The organism is Mesorhizobium sp. M7A.F.Ca.US.010.02.1.1 (assembly GCF_004023085.1).
Lineage (GTDB): Bacteria > Pseudomonadota > Alphaproteobacteria > Rhizobiales > Rhizobiaceae > Mesorhizobium.
On the sequence record NZ_RZRV01000005.1, the window covers coordinates 1 to 20,692 of the forward strand.

At 64.5% G+C, this 20,692-nt stretch carries 20 protein-coding genes; 18 read left to right on the top strand and 2 right to left on the bottom strand.

Features of this window, described 5'->3' with window-relative positions; genetic code table 11:
- From fliF to EOA19_RS06700, 15 genes are all read left to right on the top strand, one after another.
- On the top strand, positions 1–1,540 hold a 1,540-nt coding region (gene fliF / locus EOA19_RS06630), incomplete at its 5' end, for a flagellar basal-body MS-ring/collar protein FliF (RefSeq protein WP_128303085.1).
- A 3-nt stretch (positions 1,541–1,543) separates the two neighbouring features.
- Positions 1,544–2,170, top strand: coding sequence for a hypothetical protein (locus EOA19_RS06635; RefSeq protein ID WP_128303086.1), 627 nt, complete (start codon positions 1,544–1,546; stop codon positions 2,168–2,170).
- Positions 2,167–3,501, top strand: a complete 1,335-nt coding sequence (locus EOA19_RS06640) for a MotB family protein (protein ID WP_128303087.1) — start codon at positions 2,167–2,169, stop codon at positions 3,499–3,501. Before EOA19_RS06635 ends, EOA19_RS06640 begins: the two co-directional genes overlap by 4 nt.
- Entirely contained in the window at positions 3,498–4,877 is a 1,380-nt protein-coding gene (locus EOA19_RS06645; protein WP_128303088.1) for a chemotaxis protein MotC, read from the top strand. Before EOA19_RS06640 ends, EOA19_RS06645 begins: the two co-directional genes overlap by 4 nt.
- Before the next feature lie 272 nt (positions 4,878–5,149).
- The gene (locus EOA19_RS06650) at positions 5,150–6,256 is read left to right on the top strand and encodes a flagellar hook-length control protein FliK (RefSeq protein ID WP_245486093.1); all 1,107 of its coding nucleotides are present in this window, start codon (positions 5,150–5,152) and stop codon (positions 6,254–6,256) included.
- The gene (locus EOA19_RS06655) at positions 6,186–6,773 is read left to right on the top strand and encodes a transglycosylase SLT domain-containing protein (RefSeq protein WP_050592657.1); all 588 of its coding nucleotides are present in this window, start codon (positions 6,186–6,188) and stop codon (positions 6,771–6,773) included. The genes EOA19_RS06650 and EOA19_RS06655 overlap by 71 nt, the downstream gene beginning before the upstream one ends.
- A 222-nt stretch (positions 6,774–6,995) precedes the next feature.
- Complete coding sequence (locus EOA19_RS06660; RefSeq protein WP_128303248.1) at positions 6,996–7,664, top strand: response regulator transcription factor; 669 nt, start codon at positions 6,996–6,998, stop codon at positions 7,662–7,664.
- Between the two features lie 79 nt (positions 7,665–7,743).
- Positions 7,744–9,000 carry a flagellar hook protein FlgE gene (locus EOA19_RS06665; protein WP_023810015.1) on the top strand — a complete coding sequence of 419 codons (1,257 nt, stop codon included), beginning with the start codon at positions 7,744–7,746 and terminating at the stop codon, positions 8,998–9,000.
- Positions 9,001–9,027: 27 nt separating this feature from the next.
- A complete protein-coding gene (flgK, locus tag EOA19_RS06670) occupies positions 9,028–10,482 on the top strand; it encodes a flagellar hook-associated protein FlgK (protein ID WP_128303090.1) in 1,455 nt (484 codons plus the stop codon).
- Positions 10,483–10,486: 4 nt separating this feature from the next.
- Positions 10,487–11,530 carry a flagellar hook-associated family protein gene (locus EOA19_RS06675; RefSeq protein WP_023810017.1) on the top strand — a complete coding sequence of 348 codons (1,044 nt, stop codon included), beginning with the start codon at positions 10,487–10,489 and terminating at the stop codon, positions 11,528–11,530.
- Positions 11,531–11,561: 31 nt separating this feature from the next.
- A complete protein-coding gene (gene flaF, locus EOA19_RS06680) occupies positions 11,562–11,909 on the top strand; it encodes a flagellar biosynthesis regulator FlaF (protein ID WP_023810018.1) in 348 nt (115 codons plus the stop codon).
- The gene (flbT, locus tag EOA19_RS06685; RefSeq protein WP_128303091.1) at positions 11,906–12,349 is read left to right on the top strand and encodes a flagellar biosynthesis repressor FlbT; all 444 of its coding nucleotides are present in this window, start codon (positions 11,906–11,908) and stop codon (positions 12,347–12,349) included. Before flaF ends, flbT begins: the two co-directional genes overlap by 4 nt.
- Positions 12,349–12,756 carry a flagellar hook assembly protein FlgD gene (gene flgD / locus EOA19_RS06690; protein WP_013529774.1) on the top strand — a complete coding sequence of 136 codons (408 nt, stop codon included), beginning with the start codon at positions 12,349–12,351 and terminating at the stop codon, positions 12,754–12,756. Before flbT ends, flgD begins: the two co-directional genes overlap by 1 nt.
- 24 nt (positions 12,757–12,780) lie before the next feature.
- Positions 12,781–13,047 carry a flagellar biosynthesis protein FliQ gene (gene fliQ / locus EOA19_RS06695; RefSeq protein WP_023810020.1) on the top strand — a complete coding sequence of 89 codons (267 nt, stop codon included), beginning with the start codon at positions 12,781–12,783 and terminating at the stop codon, positions 13,045–13,047.
- 232 nt (positions 13,048–13,279) lie between these two features.
- On the top strand, positions 13,280–14,923 hold the full coding sequence (locus tag EOA19_RS06700; RefSeq protein ID WP_128303092.1) for an MFS transporter: 1,644 nt from the start codon (positions 13,280–13,282) through the stop codon (positions 14,921–14,923).
- 49 nt (positions 14,924–14,972) lie between these two features.
- Here EOA19_RS06700 and EOA19_RS06705 read toward each other — a convergent pair whose 3' ends face one another.
- Together EOA19_RS06705 and EOA19_RS06710 are read right to left on the bottom strand one after the other, a co-directional pair.
- Positions 14,973–16,754, bottom strand: coding sequence for a chloride channel protein (locus EOA19_RS06705; RefSeq protein ID WP_128303093.1), 1,782 nt, complete (start codon positions 16,752–16,754; stop codon positions 14,973–14,975).
- Between the two features lie 134 nt (positions 16,755–16,888).
- Positions 16,889–17,188, bottom strand: coding sequence for a putative quinol monooxygenase (locus EOA19_RS06710; protein ID WP_128303094.1), 300 nt, complete (start codon positions 17,186–17,188; stop codon positions 16,889–16,891).
- Positions 17,189–17,333: 145 nt separating this feature from the next.
- Here EOA19_RS06710 and flhA point away from each other — a divergent pair, with 145 nt between their 5' ends.
- The 3 genes from flhA to EOA19_RS06725 are packed head-to-tail and all read left to right on the top strand — an operon-like array spanning position 17,334 to position 20,556.
- Positions 17,334–19,421, top strand: coding sequence for a flagellar biosynthesis protein FlhA (gene flhA / locus EOA19_RS06715; RefSeq protein ID WP_127326668.1), 2,088 nt, complete (start codon positions 17,334–17,336; stop codon positions 19,419–19,421).
- Positions 19,418–20,170 (top strand): flagellar biosynthetic protein FliR, encoded by a 753-nt coding sequence (gene fliR, locus EOA19_RS06720; protein WP_127290444.1) that lies wholly within the window; start codon positions 19,418–19,420, stop codon positions 20,168–20,170. The genes flhA and fliR overlap by 4 nt, the downstream gene beginning before the upstream one ends.
- A gap of 2 nt (positions 20,171–20,172) precedes the next feature.
- On the top strand, positions 20,173–20,556 hold the full coding sequence (locus EOA19_RS06725) for a hypothetical protein (RefSeq protein WP_128303095.1): 384 nt from the start codon (positions 20,173–20,175) through the stop codon (positions 20,554–20,556).
- Positions 20,557–20,692 lie beyond the last annotated feature (136 nt).

Genomic DNA, 20,692 nt, shown 5'->3' on the forward strand with positions numbered 1-20,692 from the left:
CCCCTCGGTCTATCTCAACCGCCCCGCCTACGACACGCTCTATGTGGGACTAGACCGTGCCGACGTGAACCAGATCGGCCTGGTGCTGGGCGAAGCCGGTATCGGCTTCGATGTCGGCGCCGATGGAACCTCGGTTCTGGTGCCGGCCGGCACCACCGCTCAGGCCCGCATGCTGCTCGCCGAAAAGGGCCTGCCGACCAGCGCCAATGCCGGCTACGAATTGTTCGACAATGTCGGCTCGCTCGGCCTCACCTCCTTCATGCAGCAGATCACCCGCGTGCGCGCGCTGGAAGGCGAGATCGCCCGCACCATCCAGTCGATATCGGGCATCAAGGCTGCGCGGGTCCACATCGTCATGTCCGAACGCGCCAATTTTCGCCGCGACGAGCAGCAGCCCTCCGCTTCCGTGGTCATCCGCTACGCCGGCATCGACGCCGAGAAGAGCGCCATGTCGATCCGCCATCTCGTCGCCGCCGCCGTTCCCGGCCTGTCGGCCGACAAGGTGACCGTTCTCGATTCCAGCGGCAATCTGCTGGCCGCGGGCGACGACCCTTCCAACACCAGCGCCGCCCGCACGCTCGGCGTCGAGCAGACCGTCGAGGCGCAGATCGGAGACAACATCCGCCGTGCGCTGACGGCCTATCTCGGCCCCGACAATTTCCGCGCCAGCGTCAAGGCCGAGGTCAACACCGACACCCGCCAGACGGAAGAGACCATCTTCGATCCGAATTCCCGCGTCGAACGCTCGGTGCAGTCGGTGCGGGCCAACGAGAACAACAACCAGAAGCAGGCTTCCACTCCGGCCAGCGTCGAGCAGAACCTGCCCGAGACCCAGGCAACCGCCACCGATGGTCCGCAATCCTCCTCGCAAAACGACCGCAGGGAAGAGATCACCAACTACGAGATCAATTCCAAGAAGATCGCCACGGTCTCCAACGGTTACACCGTCACCAAGATGTCGATTGCCGTGGTCGTCAACCAGCAGCGGCTGACGGCCATTCTCGGCAAGGACGCCACGCCGGAGCAGATCGCCAAGCGCGTCGCCGAGATCCAGAAGATGGTCGCGTCCGCCACCGGCCTGGACGAAAAGCGCGGCGACATCATCGACGTCTCGGCGGTCGAGTTCATCGACGGCCTGGATGGCGAGGCGATCCCGCAGGCGGGAATGCTCGATTCTATCGGCCAGCATGCCGGCACGATGATCAATGCCGGTGCCTTCATCGTCGTGGTGTTCCTGGTCGCCTTCTTCGGCCTGAGGCCGATGGCCGCGGCGCTGACGGCAAAGGCTACTCCGGCCCTGGCAGGTCCCAGCTTCGACGACGTCCAGCGCTCGCTGCCGACGCCGGAGGCAATGGCGGCCACCGACAGTGCCGCGATCGGGACCTTGCCAGGCACACGCCCAGGCCCCACGCCGCTCGACGATCTTCGCCAGAAGATCCGGCCGGCGCCGCAGGACAGGCTTGCCAGGATGGTCGATCTCAACGAGGAGCGCACCGCGCAGATCCTGCGCAAATGGGCTGCCCAGGAAGTGGCGGTGTAAACCATGCCCTCCGTAGCCCTCTTCGACCTTCTGCCCGATTTCGGGACGCGCGCGCAACGCGCCGGCCAGCCCCGGGCAGCAGTCGATCCCGACCACAAGCCCGAGACGCCGGCGCCACAAGCCGATATCGGCACGCTGATCGCCGAGGCGGTTGCCCAGGCGGAGGCAGCGCTGGAGGTCCGCCTGTCGGCTGCGCATGACGCCACGCTCGAAGCCGAACGCCAGGCCAGTGCCGAGGAAGCAAGGATATTTCTCGAAAGCCACGGCGACGATGTCGGCAAGGCTGTCTCGTTGCGCATCGATGCGATGGAGGCGCGCGTGACCGGACTTGTCGCCGCCACGGTCGCCCGCATCATCGGCGGCATCGTCAGCGACGATCTGCAGAAACGTTCGATCGATGCGTTGGCCGGCGCCGTTCGCGAAGCGGTTGGCGATGCCGAAGCGGTGCGCATCGTCGTGCGCGGCCCGCTCTCGATGTTCGAAACACTGAAGGCGTCGCTCGGACCCCGCGCCGCCAATCTGGATTTTGTCGAGGCGCCAGGCTTCGACCTGACCGTCGCCATCGACGAGGCGGTGTTCGAGACGCGCATGGCCGAATGGTCGACGACCCTCTCGGAGGTCCTGGCATGAGCGTCGCAGACGCCGACCACGGCCGCCACGAGATCATCATCGTGCGGCGCAGCCATGACGACCATGACGAAGCCCACCATGGCGGCGTCTGGAAGATCGCCTTCGCCGACTTCATGACGGCCATGATGTGCTTCTTCCTGGTCATGTGGCTGATCAACGCCGCCAACGAGCAGACCAAGGCAGCCGTCGCCAGTTACTTCAACCCGGTCAAGCTGGTCGACCGAAATTCGAGCCGCAAGGGCCTGGAGGATCTCGGTGACGGCCCGCGCGCGATGGGGCTGACGGCAGACGATCCGCAAGAGGCGACCAGCAAAGCCGGACAGAACGGCAATGCCGGCGCGGGCGCGTCGGACCGCAAGCAGGACAAGCAGGAGCCGCAGCAGGCGGAACGCACCGACGATCATCTCTTCGCCGACCCCTACGCGGTGCTTTCGGAAATCGCCGCGGATACCGGCGTCATGCAGAATGTCAGCCAGAAAGGCGACGGCGGCGTGCAGGCTGCCGGACCGGCTACCGGCGCCTCCGGTGGCGCCTCCTACCGCGATCCCTTCGAGCCGGATTTCTGGTCGCAGCAGGTCGCGGCGCCCGGCGCCGAAGCCAGCGCCGAGCGCACCAAGATCGAGGGCGATCCGGCCAAGCCCGGCGACAAGACCGCCGAAACGCAAGTGCTCAAAGTCAAAGCCGTGCCGCCTGTCGCGGCACCGCTCGAGCCACTGGCTAAGGACGCGACCGGCAAGCAGGCCGCGAAACCTGCCACGGCAATGGCCGGCGAGACCAAACCGGACGGCACCACGGTCGCGGGCGGAGCAAAAGCCGAGACGCAAAACGCCACCAAGCCCGACGTCGGCGAGAAGGCGCCAACCGCGGCTGCCGTCAAGGCAGCGGCCGACGTCAGGCGGCAGCTGGCCGATGCCTTCAAGCCCGGCGACAAGCTGCACGACGGCGTCTCAGTCGAAGCCACCGACAAGGGGGTCGTCATCTCGATCACCGACCAGTTCGACTTCGGCATGTTCGAGGTCGGCTCGGCGTTGCCGAGACGCGAACTGGTGCTGGCGATGGAGAAGATCGGCCGCATCGTCAACAGCCAGAAGGGCACCATCAGCATCAACGGCCACACCGATGCCCGGCCGTTCCGCAGCGACAGCTACGACAATTGGCGGCTGTCGACGGCGCGCGCGCATTCCGCCTATTACATGCTGGTGCGCGGCGGCGTCGACGAACGCCGCATCACCGAGGTCGCCGGCTTCGCCGACCGCCAGCCGAAAATAGCAGCCGATCCATTGGCGGCCGCGAACCGCCGCATCGAGATCCTGATGGCGACCGGCGGATGAAGCGAGCGGCCGTCACCCGCCGGTTGATTGGCCTGTTGCTGCTGGCCGGCGGACACCCGTCCACCGGTTTCGCCCAGGATACGCTGCAGCCGTATCAGTTGGTGCGCTCGCTGCAACTCATCCAGGACCGCATAGCCGCCGGCGATCATGCCGCCCTGCCGATGCAAGCCAAGCTGCTGGAGATGGCAGATGCGCGCCTGCGGGCGGCGAATGCCGAGGACTACAAGGATCCCAAGAACTTTCGAGCTCTGCTTGTCTACGGCATGAGCGGCGGCAACCCGGTGACCGTCGAAGCGGCCACGTCGCGCGCTACGACGGACCCGCAAAGCCTTGCCATCGCCAAAGGCGTGATTGATTACCTCAACGGCCGGCCCGGCGAGGCTATCGAAGCCTTGAGGCCGATCGATCCCATGGCGCTGCCTCCGGATCTCGGCGCCTTCCTCGCCCTGGTCAAAGGCTCACTGCTTGCCGGCGATCAACCGGCGACCGCACTCCGTCTGCTCGACGAGGCAAGATTGCTCAGCCCCGGCACGCTGGTCGAGGAAGCGGCACTTCGCCGTTCGGTTGGCCTTGCAGTCGCGCAAGGCGACGCGGCACGCTTCGCCCTTGCTTCCACCCAATATGTCGAGCGCTATCTCTATTCGCCCTATGCCAGCCAGTTCGCCGACTCCTTCGTCTCCGGCGTCATCGCGCTGCACATGTCGATCAGCCAGGACAAGCTGGGCGACATCACCTCGATGATGGATCCCGAGCGCGAGAAGGTGATCTATCTGCGCATCGCCCGCCGGGCCGCGATAGACGGCCTGAACGACTTGTCGGCCTTCGCTTCGGCGCGGGCGGAACAGGGCCGCGACGGCAACACCAATCAGGACGATCCACGCGCCCTGCTCTATGCCAGCCTTTCCACCGTCACCTCGGGTACAATCGAGGACGTTCGCGCCAAGCTCGGCAAGATCGACCGCAGCCGGCTGTCGGAGGGCGACCGCGCTTTGCTCGACGCCGCGCAGGCCATTGCCGGCGAGGTCGTCGCGCCGCCCACCGCCCTTCCGGCGGAAAAGCCTGCCCCAGTTCCTGCCGCCGCGGCGCAGCCGGTGCCCGAGATCGCCACGGCGCAAGGCGCCGATGACAGTGGCCTGCCGCCGGTCGAAGGCGCCATCTCGGAGCAACCCGCCGTCACCGCGGCCTCCGGCGGACCAGCCGCCAATGCGCCGGACATGGCAGCAGCGGCATCCGCCGACCCTGCGACTGTCATGCCAGCGTCGGCACCGTCACCCGCAGCCGGTCCAGAGCCCGCCGATCCGACCGACGCCGCCATGACCAGAACACGTCGACAGCTCGACCTGATCGACCAGATGCTTGGAGCCGCCCCAAAATGACCACCAGCCTCGGCTCGGCCTTGCCAGGATTTGCCTCCACGCGCGCGACGTCGGAGCAGCCGGCCGCGAACGGCAGGAACGATGACGCCGGCTTCGGCGAGATGCTGCGCGACGATGCCGGTGCTGCCCGCCCGGAACGGCAGCCTTCGACAGAGGCGGGATCGCGCGACCAGCGCTGGAGCAAGCTCGCTGCCGGCCTTGCCGGGCATGACGCCAGGGCCGAACCAGCATCGGCCGAGCCCGGAAGGACCATCTCGGCCAAAGTGGCAAACGTGAAAACCGGCAAGGACGATTTGGAAGAAAACGCGAAGGCCGACGCTGAAGATACGGCGCCGGATGCCGGGCCGCTTCAGGACGACCTGCCGCTGCTGATCGCGTTTCATGACCTGCGGCATTTCGCGACAACGGCCAAGGCAGCCGGGGGCAATACGGCCACCGGCGAGAATCCGTCGGACCCGGCGCTCGATGGGCAGGCTTCACTGCCAAAGACCTACCGGCCAAAAGCCGCGGGCGGACGCGAAGCACTCGAAACCATGTCGAAGCCGGAGCAGGCGTCGATCGTCGACGGACCTTTGACGGCGTTTGACGGTCAGTCGCCGAGCGCTGCCTCCAGCGCGCCAAAACGCGACGCCGCAGCGGCGGCCCAGAAGCTGTCGGACGCACCGGCCGCCGATGTGCCCGGCGTGCGGTCGAAGCACACCGCGAATGCGATGAAGAGCATCGAGGATGTCCAGTCCTCGATGCGTCCAGAAGCGGGAAAACAGTCCCTGTCCACTGCGCGCATCGACGTGGTGTCGGAACGGAGTTTCCCCGCACCGCCGCAAAGTCCCATCAGCCAGGCAGCCCTCAATGTGATCAACGCCATAGCCGCCGACGCCGGGCCGCAAAAGGCGCTTTCAGCCTCACCCACGACCACCCATCTGGCCAGCTCTGTTGCCGTTCCGACACATGTGTTGAAGATCGAACTCCACCCCGCCGAACTCGGCATGGTGACGGCCAATCTTCGCCTCTCCGGGGAACAACTTTCGATTGAGCTGAAGCCTGAAACGCATGACGCTTATCGTCGGCTGTCGGCCGACAGCGAGGCCATCGTCAAGTCACTGCGGGGGCTCGGCTTTGAGGTTGACAAGGTCACGATACTGCAACCTTCGGTAGCAGCTCCCGCTACAACCCGGACGGATGCAACCGCTCCTATGGCGGCGGCGACAGGCCGCGATCCAGCATCCTTTCAACCGGGGAATTCGGGCAGCGGCAATGGTGGAGCCGGCGGCCAGCAACCGGGCCAGCAATCCTCAGGGAAACGCAACGATGACGCGCAGGACTACGGCCGCGGCACTTCGCCTGCTCGCGAGCGCGCTGGCGGCGATATCTTTATCTAGCGCGGCAAACGCCGCCGCAGCCGCGGCCAACCCCTGCGAGCCGGAGATCCTGCGCGCCGCCGATCGTTATGGCGTGCCCGCCGGCATCCTCTATGCCGTTGGCCTGACGGAGACCGGAAACAAGGGCAGCCTTCAACCCAATGCCTTGAATATAGAAGGAAAAGCAGTCTTTCCGAGGAGCCGGACCGAGGCCCTTGCCGCCTTCGCCAATGCCCGGCGCGAGGGCAAGACCCTGATCGATCTGGGCTGCATGCAGATCAATCACCACTATCACGCATCGCATTTTCGCAGCGTCGAGGACATGCTCGACCCACGCCAGAACGTCGACTATGCGGCGCGCTTCCTGGCCAGCCTTCATGCCCGTCACGAGACCTGGTCGATGGCCGTTGCCCGCTATCATGCCGGTCCCGACAACGACCCGGCGCAGAAGATCTATGTCTGCCGCGTCATTGCCAACATGGTCGCCACCGGCTTTGGAAAATGGACCGCGAACGCCCGCGGCTTCTGCAACCCGTAAGCGCATTTCCCGTTACTAATAGACCAACCGTACAACCCGAATTGTTGGTTTGACTTGATCATATCTTGCCGCCGAAAGCACATCTGGCCGCCCGCTAATGCAACCGGTACGATTCCAGACTCCCAAGAAACTAGCTACAAGAAATGACGGTTGTTCAGGATTCCCGCCAGCGGATACGCCTCTCTTCACGGGGCAAATGATTTGATTCGGAAGGCGGGGCCGATGATTGTGATCGTTGACGAGCGCGAGCTCGTAACAGAGGGATACAATTCACTTTTCGATCGTGAGGGCATCGCCTGTGCGGGCTTTGCGTCCAGCGAATTCGGTGAGTGGGTGAACTCGGCCGCGGACACCGATCTGCGCTCGGTCCGGGCCTTCCTCATCGGCGACTGCCGCGAAGGTTCCATCTCTCCCCGCCAGATCCGCGACCGCACCGGCGCTCCGGTCATTGCGCTCAGCGAACAGCATTCGCTGGAGAACACGCTGCGGTTGTTCGAGAGCGGCGTCGACGACGTCATTCGCAAGCCCGTCCATATCCGCGAGATTCTGGCCCGCATCACCGCCATCCGCCGCCGCGCCCAGGAAGACGTCGCCTACACCGAGATCGGCGCCATGCGCATCTTCATGGACGGCCGCGACCCCGAGATCGACGGTCAGCCCCTCCCCCTGCCGCGCCGCGAGCGCCGCATCCTCGAATATCTGGCGAGCAATCGGGGGCGCCGTGTCACCAAGACCCAGGTTTTCAATGCCATCTACGGCATCTTCGACGAAGAGGTCGAGGAGAACGTGGTGGAAAGCCACATCAGCAAACTGCGCAAGAAGCTGCGCGAGAAGCTGGGCACCGACCCGATCGATTCCAAGCGTTTCCTCGGCTACCGGCTCGTCTTCTGATGCAGCGCCGCGCCAGCCTCGCGCAAGAAAACAGGCGTAGCCTCGTAGCCAGCAGCATGGACACAGCGGAGACGTTTCGATGAGCCTCTACGGAATGATGCGGACCGGCGTCTCCGGCATGAACGCCCAGGCAAACCGCCTATCGACGGTCGCCGACAACATCGCCAATTCCGACACCACCGGCTACAAGCGCTCCTCCGCCGAATTCTCGACGCTGGTCATGCCGTCGACCGGCGGTGCCTACAATTCCGGCGGCGTCACCACGACGATCCGCCAGGCGGTCAGCGATCCGGGTGTGCTTCAATACACGACCTCGGTTTCCGACCTTGCCGTCAGCGGCGATGGCTTCTTTGTCGTTCAGGATCCGAGCGGCACCCCCTACCTGACCCGGGCCGGCGCTTTCGTTCCCGACGGTCAAGGCAGACTGGTCAACTCGGCCGGCTTCCAGTTGATGGCGTACAGCTACGACAACGGCGTACCGGCAGCGACGGTCAATGGCTTCGAGGGGTTGGTCCCGGTTGTCATCTCAGACCAGGGAATGACTGCAACACCGAGCACTGAGGGCAGCTATGCCGGCAACCTGCCGGCCGGCGCGACCCCGATCGCCGCCGGCAATCTGCCCACCACCAATGCTGTCGGCGCGCAGTACACCTCAAAATCCTCCATGGTTGCCTACGACAATCTCGGCAACAAGAAGCTGCTCGACGTCTATTTCACCAACACCGGCGCCGGCACCTGGCAGGTCTCGGTCTTCGATCAGTCTCAGGCCACGGCCGGGACAGCATTCCCCTATACCGGTGGCGCGCTGGGCTCGGCCAACCTGACGTTCGACGCCACCACTGGCAAGCTCACCGGCGCCGTCGACAGCGTCTCCCTCACCGTGCCCAACGGCGCCGCCTTTTCGCTCGATCTGTCTGCGCTGACCCAGCTTGGCGCCGGCTTCACGGTTTCCGACGCCCAGGTCAACGGCAACGCGCCGAGCACTATCGACAAGGTCCAGATCAGCAAGGACGGCACCATCTACGCGCAGTACAAGGACGGCTCCACCAAGCCGCTCTACAAGATCCCGCTGGCTGACGTACAGAGCCCGGATCAGCTCAAGGCGCTGCCTGGCAACGTCTATTCGCAGGGCACCGAGTCCGGCGCGGTTCGTGTCGGCTTTGCCAATGAAGGCAAGCTCGGCTCCATCATCTCCGGCGCGCTCGAGAATTCCAACGTCGACATCGCCGAAGAACTGACCAACATGATCGCGGCACAGCGCAGCTACACCGCCAATTCGAAAGTCTTCCAGACCGGTTCCGATCTGATGGACGTCCTTGTCAACCTGAAGAGATAAGACGGGCGTCGCCCGCGAAAGACCCGCATGTCACTGTCTACCGCATTGAGTATCGCCCAGTCGGCGCTTATGAACACCGCGCGACAGACCAGCGTTGTCTCGCGCAACGTGGCCGACGCCTCCAACCCGGACTATTCACGCCGTCAGGCCGTCGTCACCAGCACGGCGCCGGGCGCGCGTTCGGTCGATATCCAGCGCGCAGCCAACGAGCTTTTGTTTCGCCAGAATCTCGGCGCGCTGTCGGCCTGGAGCGGGCAGAACGCGCTCTACAGCGGCATGGATCAGCTGGGCGTTGCGGTCAATGGCGTCGACAATGCGTCCTCGCCCTCGACCGCGATCGCCAACCTGCAGCAGGCGCTGCAGCTCTACGCCACCTCGCCGTCGAACCAGAACCTCGGCGCCTCGGTCATCGACGCCGCCAAGCAGGTCGTGCGCTCGCTCAATGAGGGCTCCAAGGCAGTCCAGGATTTCCGCACCCAGACCGACGGCCAGATCGCCACCGCCGTCGATGACCTGAACTCGCTGCTCAGCCAGTTCCAGGATGCCAACACGGCGGTCATGTCCGGAACCCGTTCCGGCACCGACGTTTCCGATGCGCTCGACCAGCGCGACGCGCTTTTGAAGAAGATTTCGAACTATGTCCCGGTGTCGACCTTCACGCGAGGCGACAATGACATGGTCATCACCACCGGTGACGGCACGACTTTGTTCGAGACGATACCGCGTACGGTCACCTTCGCGGCGTCGGCAGGCTATACCGCGGGTGCCGCCGGCAATGCCGTTTACATCGACAACGTGCCGATCTCGGCGGGAGCCGGCGGCAACACCAGCGCCAGCGGCACGCTTGCCGGCCTGCTGCAATTGCGCGACGGCGTCGCCTCGACCATGCAGAGCCAGCTCGATGAGACCGCGCGTGGCCTGATCACCGCTTTTGCCGAGACCGCACCCTCGATGGCCAATGCCGCCGGCCTGTTCACCTGGTCGGGGGCGCCGGCCGTGCCGGCCGCCGGCACGCTGGTCACCGGCCTTGCCGCGTCCATCAGCGTCAATGCAGCGATGGACCCGAGCACCGGCGGCAACCCGACGCTGCTGCGCGACGGCGGCGCCAATGGTGCTGCCTATGTCGCCAACACGGGCGGCGGCGCGTCCTATTCCACCCTTCTGGTTGCCTATGGCGACCGACTCGACCAGCCGATGACTTTCGACCCCGCCGCCGGCGTTTCGGCAACCTCCAGCGTATCCGACTACGCCGCCAGTTCGATCGGTTGGTTCGAGAGCGTGCGCCAGCAGGCTTCGACCGCCTCCGACGCCAAGGAAGCACTGGCATCGCGCAGCGCCGAGGCGCTGTCCAACGCGACCGGGGTCAATGTCGACCAGGAAATGTCGCTGCTGCTCGACCTCGAACACACCTACCAGGCATCAGCCCGGATGATGAAAACCGTCGACGACATGTTGACGGCCTTGCTCAACGCGGTGGGATAATTCCATGACTTCAGTCTCCTCGGCCGCAATCTCCAATGCCATGCGCTCCCAGCAGATGCGCATGCAGGCCGAACTCGTCAAAGCCACCAAAGAATCCTCGACGGGCCGGGTCGCTGACGTCGGCCTGGCTCTCGGTGGGCGCACCACCCAGGCCGTCACCTTCCAGCGCGATCTTGACCGGCTCAACGTCATCATCGATTCCAACGGCCTGGTCGGCGCCCGGCTTTCCTCGACGCAGACCTCGCTTGGTCAGCTCTCCACCGCCGCGCAGACCTTCCTGTCCGCCCTGACCACCGCTTCCTCGAGCGACTCGTCCAACAGCCTCACCCGGGACTCCGGCAAGGCGACCATCCAGCAGCTGACCTCGATCCTCAACACCAGCGTTAATGGTGAATATCTGTTTGCCGGCACCAACACAGACGTCAAGCCGATCAACGATTTCACCGCTGCCGGCTCTCCTGCCAAGGCTGCATTCGATACCGCTTTCCTCACCAATTTCGGTTTCACCCAGGACGACCCGGCAGCGGCCAACATCACGGCTGCCCAGATGGACGATTTCATCACCAATGATGTCGTGCCGCAGTTCACGGGCGCGGGTTGGCAAGGCAACTGGTCGAACGCCACCGACCAGCAGATCGTCAGCCGCATCGCACTCAACGAAACCACACCGACTTCGACCAGCGCCAACAGCGATGGCATTCAGAAACTCGCCATGGCGGCAGCCATGGTCAGCAGCCTGATGTCCAGCAACATCAGCCAGGCGGCGAAGAATACGGTTGTCAGCCGCTCGACCACATTGGTTGGCGAAGCGCTGAGCGGCATTGGCCAGCTTCAATCCGAGACCGGCATCGTCCAGAAGCGGGTTTCCGATGCCAACGATCGGATGAAAACGCAGGTCGACCTTTTCGAACGGCACATTCTCGATCTGGAAGCCGTCGATCCGGCGGCAGCTGCGACACGGGTCGCGGACCTGACACAGCACATCGAAACGTCTTTCGCGTTGACCGCACGCCTGCAGCAGCTCAGCCTGTTGAATTACCTGACCTGACAACGCTTAACGGAACGGTAGAGCCCCAACGATGTACCAATTCTCCTACGCCGACATCCAGAGCAACTCCGTTGCCGACGCGAAGGACCGCGAGCGGGAGCTTCTGACCCGCTCGATCGACATGCTGGCGGCGGCAGCAGCGGCCGGCCACGATTCGATGGAGGCGATCGAGGCGCTTCACTTCACCAACCGCGTCTGGACCGCCTTCGTCGAGGATCTTGGCTCCAGCGACAACGCCCTGCCCAAGGAACTGCGCGCCAACCTCATTTCCATCGGCCTGTGGCTGCTGCGCGAGGCGGAGGACATCCGTCAGGGCCGCACCAACAATTTCGAAGGGTTGATCGAGGTGTCCCAGATCATCAGGGACGGCATTCAATGACCAACACGCTGAAGATATCGCTCAAGCCGAACGAAAAGATTTACATCAACGGCGCCGTCATCCGGGTCGACCGCAAGGTCACTGTCGAATTGATGAACGACGTCCAGTTCCTGCTCGAAAGCCACGTGATTCAGGTCGACGATGCCTCGACACCGCTCAAGCAGCTCTATTTCATCCTGCAGGTCATGCTGATGAACCCGGCGGGCGCCGCCGCCGCGCGCGACATGTTCCGCCGTTCGCTGCCGCTGCTTCTGGCAAGCTTCGAGGACACCCAGATCTGCAGCGCGCTGAAACAGATCGACCGCATGGTCGGCGAGGATCATATCTACGAGGCGCTGAAGGCGATCCGCGCGCTTTATCCGCTCGAACGCCGCGCGCTGGGTGGTAATGACGATGTTTCGGGTGCCGAGCGCCCGCTGGCCGTGGGAGCACGATACTGATGAACGTGGACATGACGACGACGATTCCGACAGGCGCCAATCAGGCCACGGCGTCGACCTCGAAGACAGCGGTCGACTACCAGTCCTTCCTGAAGCTTCTGATCGCCGAGATGAAGAACCAGGATCCGACCAAGCCGATGGATTCGACGCAATATGTCGCCCAGCTCGCCACCTTCTCTCAGGTCGAGCAGTCGGTGCAGACCAACACCAAGCTCAATCAGATCATGCAGTCCTCGGCGCTGTCGCAGGCCGACGCACTGATCGGGCGCTCGATCACCTCCGCCGACGGCCTGACGACGGGCACCGTGGCTTCGGTGCGCCTCGCCAGCAACGGTCTCATCGCCGTGCTGCAGAACGGCACCGAAGTCGCGGTCGGCCCGGGAGTCTCTGTCAAGGCAGCAAGCTGACGCTTTCGACAGAGAGCCAGTCCCATGAATGAGGCCGACGCTCTCGACATCGTCCAGTACGCGGTGTGGACGGTGCTCGTCGCGTCCGCTCCGGTGGTGCTGGTCGCCATGGCGGTCGGCATCGGCATCGCCCTCATCCAGGCGCTCACGCAGGTGCAGGAGATCACCTTGACCTTCGTGCCGAAGATCGTCGCCATCATGCTGGTGGTGGCGTTGACCGGCCCCTTCATCGGCAGCCAGATATCGGCCTTCACCAACGTCATCTTCGAGCGCATCCAGAACGGGTTCTGAACCTGTTCCAGGAAGGTGTGCCCGCGCGCCATGCCGTTCGCCCTTGTCTGAAGACAGACGCCGCTGATCCCCGCGGCACCTCCGGACCCACTGCAGACAAGGCCTGGACCGCCTCTATCCCATTGTTGGACCATGAGCTTTTTTGCCCTTTGCGGCGCCATGCCCTACTTTCGGCAAACGGTCTGCGCAAACGGATTGTCTGACGAGCAGGCACGACATGGCAGGAACCCAAATGATTGACGAAAAGCCGGACAGCGAGAGCGTCTCGGCGCTGGCGCCCTTCCGTCACGGCATTTTCCGCGCCGTGTGGGGCGCAAGTCTCGTCTCGAATTTCGGTGGCCTGATCCAGGGTGTCGGCGCCGCCTGGATGATGACCACGATCGCCACCTCGCCCTATCAGGTGGCCCTGGTCCAGGCTTCGACCACCTTGCCGATCATGCTGTTTGCACTCGTCGCCGGCGCCATCGCCGACAGTTTCGACCGGCGCAAGGTGATGCTGGTCGCCCAGACCTTCATGCTGGTGGTGTCGGTGCTCCTGACCGTGTTCACTTATTCCGGCCTGATCACGCCATGGACGCTGCTTGCCTTCACCTTCCTGATCGACAGCGGCACCGCGCTCAACAGCCCGTCATGGCAAGCCTCCGTCGGCGATATCGTACCCCGCAACAAGGTGCCGGCGGCCGTCGCCCTCAATTCGATGGGCTTTAACCTGACGCGCAGCGTCGGTCCGGCGATCGGCGGCATCATTGTCGCCGCGGCCGGTGCGGCGGCCGCCTTCGCGGCGAACGCGGTGAGCTATATCGGCCTGATCGTCGTGCTGGCGCGCTGGAAGCCGGACGTGCCCATGTCGACCTTGCCGCGCGAGTCGCTGGGGGCCGCCATGGGCGCCGGCCTGCGCTATGTCGCCATGTCGCCCAACATCGGCAAGGTGCTGGTCAGGGGAGCTGCGTTCGGCTTCAGTGCAGGCGCTGTGCTTGCGTTGCTGCCTCTGGTGGCGCGCGATGTCGTCAAGGGCGATGCGCTGACCTATGGCATCATGCTCGGCGCCTTCGGCATCGGCGCGGTCGGCGGCGCCTTGATCAGCGTCAGGCTGCGGCAGCTGCTCTCCAGCGAGACGATGGTGCGCTGTGCCTTCGCCGGCTTCGCCGTCTGCGCCTTCAATGCCGCCGTCAGCCAGCATGCCTGGCAGACGTCGCTCGGCCTGCTTGTCGGCGGCGCCTGCTGGGTGATCGCGCTTTCGCATTTCAACGTCACGGTGCAGATGGCGACGCCGCGCTGGGTAGTCGGCCGGGTGCTGTCGGTCTACCAGACCGCGACTTTCGGCGGCATCGCGCTCGGCAGCTGGATCTGGGGTGTCGTCGCCGATGCGCACGGCGCCGAAACCGCGCTGATCGCAGCCAGCGTCGCCATGCTGGCCGGCGGCGCCATCGGTCTTTTGCTCCCGCTGCCGCAACAGCAGGTGCTCAACCTCGACCCGCTCAATCGCTTCAAGGAACCGCACCTTGCGCTTGACCTGAAGCCGCGCAGTGGTCCCATCGCCATCATGATCGAGTATGTGATCCGGCACGAGGACGAACCGGAGTTCCTCGCCATCATGGCCGAACGCGGCCGCATCCGCCGTCGTGACGGCGCCCGCAACTGGACACTGGCGCGCGATCTCGAGAATCCCACCGTATGGATCGAGCATTATCACACGCCGACCTGGATCGAATATATCAGGCACAATGGACGCATCACCCATGCCGACGCTGTCATCGGCGAACGCGTGCGGGCCCTGCACAGCGGCGACGAACCGCCGCGCGTGCGACGCATGATCGAACGCCCGACCACTGCGGGCACAGCGCTTGTGATGGCCAAGGGACCTATCGAGCATTAGGGCTCCGCAACCGCGCGCCCTGTCGCAGGCACCCCGCTTGGCCCTCCCGTCACCCCTCGCCCGACAGGTCCCGGCGCGCCTTGTCGAGTTCCTCGGCATAGCGCCGCATCAGATGGCCTTCGGTCAACAGGCCCAGCACGATGTGGTCGGTGAAATCCTCGACGACAGCGAGTTCTTCGGCGCCGGCGCGCTGGAATGTTTCCGCGGCGGCCTGCACGTTCATGCTCGGCACCAGCACCGCGTCCTTGTATTTGGCAAGATCGCGCACCGGCACCTCGCCATCGGAAGGATCGCTGTGCAGTTCGGCCACGATCAGCACGCCGACATAGTGGTCGCCCACGTCGACGGCGATGACCCGCTGGGCAGAGCCGAGCGGCACTTGCTTGCGGAAGGCTGCCAGGGTCGTCGAGGCATAGATGGTCTTGATGTCCTTACGCATCATCGAGCCGACTGTGAGGCTGCGCATCCAGCCGACATCGTGGGCGCTGCGGATGGTCTCGCCGCGCAAATGGAAGCGCCATGTCGAGAACGAATAGCCGAAGGTCTCGCGCACCAGGATCGCCGACATGATCGAGGCGGCCAGCACGACGCCGGTCAGCGTCAGGTCGCGGGTCGATTCCAGCGCCAGGAAGGTCATCGTCAGCGGACCGCCGACGACACCGACGGCGAGCGACGTCATGCCGACGACGGCGGCAACAGCAGGGTCGATGCCGGTTGCCGGCGAGACGACGATCATCACATCCGCGAATGCCTTGCCGAGCAGCGCGCCGAGGAATAGCGAGGCGAAGAACAATCCGCCGCGAAAACCCGACCCCAGCGACACCGCCGACGCCGTCAGCTTGAGCACGAAGACGCTGGCCACCACGGCCAGCCCGTAATTCATCGAGAATTCGCGATGCAGCGCGCCATGGCCGCTGGACAGCACTTGCGGGGTGATAAGACCCAGCAGCCCGACGATGACGCCACCGATGACGGGGCGCAGCGCCGCATCGATCGACAGTCTGGCAAAACCACGTTCGATTAACGTCACCAGATGCATGATGGCGATCGAGGCGGCACCGCCGAGCAGGCCGAGCAGCAGGAACGGCACATACTGGCTGGCGGTGAGCGCCGGCAGGCCCGAAAGCTCGAGCGGAAACGGCACGCCGCCGAACATTTCGGCGGTCAGCGAGGCGCAGATCGCGGCTGTCAAGACCGGCGCGACATTGGCGACAGAGTAGATGCCGATGACCAATTCGAAGCCGTAGAAGGCGCCGGTCAGCGGTGCATCGAAGGCGGCGGCGATGGCGCCGGCCGCACCACAGCCGACCAGGATGCGGACATCGTTGCGGCGCAGCCTGAAGATGCCCGCCAGCCGCGATGCCAGCCCGGAGCCAACCTGCGTATAGCCGGCTTCCAGCCCGACCGAGGCGCCAAAACCGCTGGAGATCATCGTCTGGCCGGCGATGATGAAGGTGTCGGTCAGCGACATGCGCCCGCCATAGAGCGCATTGGCTTCGATCGGGTCGATCGGCGTGCGGAATTTCCGTATCCTGAGCCAGACCACCGTCAGCCCCAGCAGCATGCCGCCGATCGCCGGTATCAGCGCCTGCATCGGATTGGCGAGCGAGAACATGCCGGAAAGCCGGCCGCCTGGCTGAACGCCGAACAGCAGCCCGTGCAGGTCCTGCACGATCTGGCTCATCGCCGTGACCAATATGCCAGCCATCACGCCTACGACACCGGCGAGAATGACGACCACGATGCCGCGTGCCTCAAGCAGAGGCAACGACCTGATCAGCACCGCGCGCAGCCGGCGGGCGTAGACTTCGCTGTGGTTTCTGGAAAGCACCGGGGCGGCTCGCCGATATCGAAAGGCAGTGGAAAGCCAGCCTGATACGCCCGGCGGCACGGCATGGCAACCACAATGCCGACAGACACCACATTGGCGACAGCGGGCGCGATATCGATCGGCCGATGGACCGTTCAGGTCGGCATAGGCACGCCGGCTTCATAGAGCACGAGGTTGCGCTCGCCTATGCCAAGCGCCGGCCAGCTCGCACGCCAGTCCGCAATGTGCGCCGAGCGGAAATGCGCATCGAGCGCTGTCCTGTCGCTCCAGACTTCCGTGACCCGGATGAGCCCGGCATCGAAAACATCCTGCGCATAGGAATATTCGAGACAGCCGGGCTCGGCGCGGCTGCCGGAAACCATGCGTTCCATAGCGGGCCTGGCTTCCTCCAATTTGTTAGGCGGCAAGCGGATGGTGCCGATGATCAGAAGCATGGGTTTTCCCTTCTTTGCGAGCCGGCCGACCGGCGACCTGCGCATGATCGTTCGAACTAGCCAGTCTCCCACCCTCGCGCAAGCTTGGCGGGCTACCCTCACAGGGCTGTCGCGCGCTCGGCAGTCTATGGGGTTTGAGGACGATATGGCGATCAGCGAAAGCATTCAGCCCGGCGCGGTGGCCAAGAACGGCCGCGACGTCTTCTTCGCCATCGGCATCGTCATCATCCTGGCCGTGCTGTTCCTGCCGATTCCGGCCTTTCTCATCGACATCGGCCTCGCCTTCTCGATCGCACTTTCGGTGCTGATCCTGATGGTGGCGCTGTGGATCCAGCGGCCGCTCGATTTCTCGTCGTTCCCGACCGTGCTGCTCATCGCCACCATGCTGCGGCTGTCGCTCAACATCGCCACCACGCGCATGATCCTGTCGCATGGCAATGAGGGCACGCATGCCGCCGGCTATGTCATCGCCGGCTTCTCCAAGCTGGTGATGGCCAGCGACTTCGTCATCGGCCTGATCGTCTTCATGATCCTGATCGTGGTGAACTTCATCGTCATCACCAAGGGCGCCACCCGTATCGCCGAAGTCGGCGCCCGCTTCACCCTCGACGCCATCCCAGGCAAGCAGATGTCGATCGACGCCGACCTGTCGGCCGGCATGATCGACGACAAGACAGCGCAGCTGCGCCGCCGTGAACTGGAAGAAGAATCTTCTTTCTTCGGCTCGATGGACGGCGCCTCGAAGTTCGTGCGCGGCGATGCCATCGCCGGCCTCATCATCACCGCCATCAACATCGTCGGCGGCATCGCCATCGGCTACATCAGGCACGGTATGGGCATGGGCGAAGCCGCCGACGTGTTCATCAAGCTGTCGGTCGGCGACGGCCTCGTCACCCAGATCCCGGCCCTGATCGTGTCGCTCGCCGCCGGCCTGCTCGTCTCCAAGGGCGGCACGCGCGGCTCGACCAACCAGGCGGTGTTCGGCCAGCTCGGCGCCCACCCGCGCGCCCTCTATGTCGCGGCATCGCTGCTGGTGCTGCTCGGCCTGATGCCCGGCCTGCCGCTGTTCCCGTTCTTTGCGCTGGCCGCCGGCATGGCCGGCCTCGGCTACGTCATCCCGATGCGCGCCAACCGCGCCGTCGCCGAAGCCGAGGCGATCAAGGACCAGGAAAAGGCGACTAAGGTCGAGGAGGAGAAGAACTCGGTCAAGGCCTCGCTCGCCACCGCCGAGATCGAGCTTTTGATAGGCAAGCAGCTGTCGACAAGGCTGCTGACGTCGCATCAGGAACTGGTTTTCCGCATGGGCAAGATGCGCAAGAAATTCGCCACCCAATATGGCTTCGTGGTGCCGGAGGTGCGCGTCGCCGACGATTTCGCCATCCCGCCGAAGAGCTACCAGATCAAGGTGCACGGCACCGTGGTGGCCGAGTATCAGATGCGCGTCGGCGAGATCATGGTGCTGCTCGGCAACCGCGACATCCCCGAGATACCGGGCGAGGAAATCCGCGAGCCGGCCTTCGGCATGCGCGCCTATTCCGTGGTCGAAGCCTTCGCCGAGGATCTGAAGCGCGAGAACTACACCTTCGCCGACAACATGTCGGTGCTGCTCACCCATCTCTCCGAGGTCATCCGCAACAACCTGCCGCAGCTTCTGTCCTACAAGGACATGAAGGCGCTGCTCGAACGCCAGGACCAGGAGTACCGCAAGCTCGCCGACGAGATCTGCACCACGCACATCTCCTATCCCGGCCTGCAGGCGGTGCTGAAGCTGCTGCTGGCCGAACGCGTCTCGATCCGCAATCTGCACCTGATCATCGAGGCGATCGCCGAGATCGCGCCGCATGTGCGCCGCACCGAGCAGATCGTCGAGCATGTCCGCATCCGCATGGCCCAGCAGATCTGCGGCGACCTGTCCGAGGGCGGCGTGCTGAAGGTGCTGCGCCTCGGCAACCGCTGGGACCTCGCCTTCCACCAGAGCCTCAAGCGCGACGCCAAGGGCGAGGTGCGCGAATTCGACATCGACCCGCGCCAGCTCGAGGAGTTCGGCCAGGACGCGACCAAGGCGATCAAGAAATATCTGGAAGCCGGCGAGCGTTTCGTCCTCGTCACCGCGCCCGACGCCCGCCCCTATGTGCGCATGATCATCGAGCGCCTGTTCACCACGCTGCCGGTGCTCAGCCATGTTGAAATCGCCAAGGGCGTCGAGATCAAGGTGCTCGGAACCATATCGTGAGCGTGCTTTCGCAAGGCGTCGTCATCGCGGCGTTCCTCGCCTTCTGCCGCATTGGCGCCTGCTTCATGCTGATGCCGGGCCTGTCCAGCGCCCGCGTCCCGGTCCAGGTCAGGCTGTTCGTGGCGGTCGCCGCCACCGGCGGCCTGCTCGCCTTCCTGTGGGACAAGATCTTCCCTTTCGTCGACCCGCGCCCCCAGATCCTGGTGCCGATGATCATCTCGGAACTTCTGGTCGGCGGCCTGATCGGCGCCATGACCAGGCTCTACATGGAAGCCCTGCGCTTCATGGGCTCGGCCATCGCCATGCTGGTGGGCTATGGCGGCAGCGGCGGACCGGCGATCGAGGAGCCCGAACCCCAGGCAGCCCTTGCCGCCATCATCTCGTTCTCGGCGCTTTTGATGCTGTTCGTCTTCGATTTCGACCACGAAATAATACGCGCGCTGGTTTCCTCCTACACGGTCGCGCCGGTCAACATCTTCTTCAACCCGCAGGCAGCCCTTGTCGATGTCACCGACACGGTGTCGGACACCTTCTTCCTGGTCATCCGCCTCGGCAGCCCGTTCGTCGCCTATGCCATTCTCGTCAATCTGACGATCGGCTTCGTCAACAAGCTGACCCCGCAGATCCCCATCTATTTCATCTCCCAGCCCTTCATCATCGCCGGCGGCATGATCATCTTCTATTTCGCCGTCGGCACCATGCTGTCGCTGTTCGTCGACGGCTTCGTCGACCTGACATTGGCGAGGTAGAAATGAGCACGCGCAAGGACCGCCTCAAGAAGCTGGTCAAGGTGCAGGAACAGCTGAAGGCGCTGCACGAAACCCGCCACGCCACCTTCCTTGCGGCGGCCAGTGCCGCCGAGGCCGAGGCCGAGGAACTGGTCGGCCATTTCGACCAGGCCGATTCGCTCTCCGCCCTGTTTCCCGATCTCTACCATCGCCGCATTGCCCAGGCGGTGGTGCGCCAGGAGGCGAACCTGGCGAGCGCCAGGCAGGAAGCCAACCTCATCGCCGCGGCGACCGCCCGCACCAACATGGTCGAGCGCGCCTACAAGGACGTACGCAACCGCGACGAACGCGAACGCTCCGACCGCGAGCGGCTCGATATCATCGCCCAGAAGCGGACGCAGGAGTAGCTGGGAGATTGTGTGGCGCGAAGCGGACCCTCCAAGGTTCGGCTTTCCCGTAAACGCTTTACAGCCCGGTTTGGTAGCGCTACCGTTTCGGCTAGCGTGAGCCTGGGAGGAGCCAGGGCTGTCGCTAGCGGAAGCG

Coding starts and splice junctions, on each gene's coding strand:
- EOA19_RS06635 (WP_128303086.1), top strand. CDS start 1,544: ATGCCCTCCGTAGCCCTCTTCGACCTTCTGCCCGATTTCGGGACGCGC.
- EOA19_RS06640 (WP_128303087.1), top strand. CDS start 2,167: ATGAGCGTCGCAGACGCCGACCACGGCCGCCACGAGATCATCATCGTG.
- EOA19_RS06645 (WP_128303088.1), top strand. CDS start 3,498: ATGAAGCGAGCGGCCGTCACCCGCCGGTTGATTGGCCTGTTGCTGCTG.
- EOA19_RS06655 (WP_050592657.1), top strand. CDS start 6,186: ATGACGCGCAGGACTACGGCCGCGGCACTTCGCCTGCTCGCGAGCGCG.
- EOA19_RS06660 (WP_128303248.1), top strand. CDS start 6,996: ATGATTGTGATCGTTGACGAGCGCGAGCTCGTAACAGAGGGATACAAT.
- EOA19_RS06665 (WP_023810015.1), top strand. CDS start 7,744: ATGAGCCTCTACGGAATGATGCGGACCGGCGTCTCCGGCATGAACGCC.
- flgK (WP_128303090.1), top strand. CDS start 9,028: ATGTCACTGTCTACCGCATTGAGTATCGCCCAGTCGGCGCTTATGAAC.
- EOA19_RS06675 (WP_023810017.1), top strand. CDS start 10,487: ATGACTTCAGTCTCCTCGGCCGCAATCTCCAATGCCATGCGCTCCCAG.
- flaF (WP_023810018.1), top strand. CDS start 11,562: ATGTACCAATTCTCCTACGCCGACATCCAGAGCAACTCCGTTGCCGAC.
- flbT (WP_128303091.1), top strand. CDS start 11,906: ATGACCAACACGCTGAAGATATCGCTCAAGCCGAACGAAAAGATTTAC.
- flgD (WP_013529774.1), top strand. CDS start 12,349: ATGAACGTGGACATGACGACGACGATTCCGACAGGCGCCAATCAGGCC.
- fliQ (WP_023810020.1), top strand. CDS start 12,781: ATGAATGAGGCCGACGCTCTCGACATCGTCCAGTACGCGGTGTGGACG.
- EOA19_RS06700 (WP_128303092.1), top strand. CDS start 13,280: ATGATTGACGAAAAGCCGGACAGCGAGAGCGTCTCGGCGCTGGCGCCC.
- EOA19_RS06710 (WP_128303094.1), bottom strand. CDS start 17,188: ATGCTTCTGATCATCGGCACCATCCGCTTGCCGCCTAACAAATTGGAG.
- flhA (WP_127326668.1), top strand. CDS start 17,334: ATGGCGATCAGCGAAAGCATTCAGCCCGGCGCGGTGGCCAAGAACGGC.
- EOA19_RS06725 (WP_128303095.1), top strand. CDS start 20,173: ATGAGCACGCGCAAGGACCGCCTCAAGAAGCTGGTCAAGGTGCAGGAA.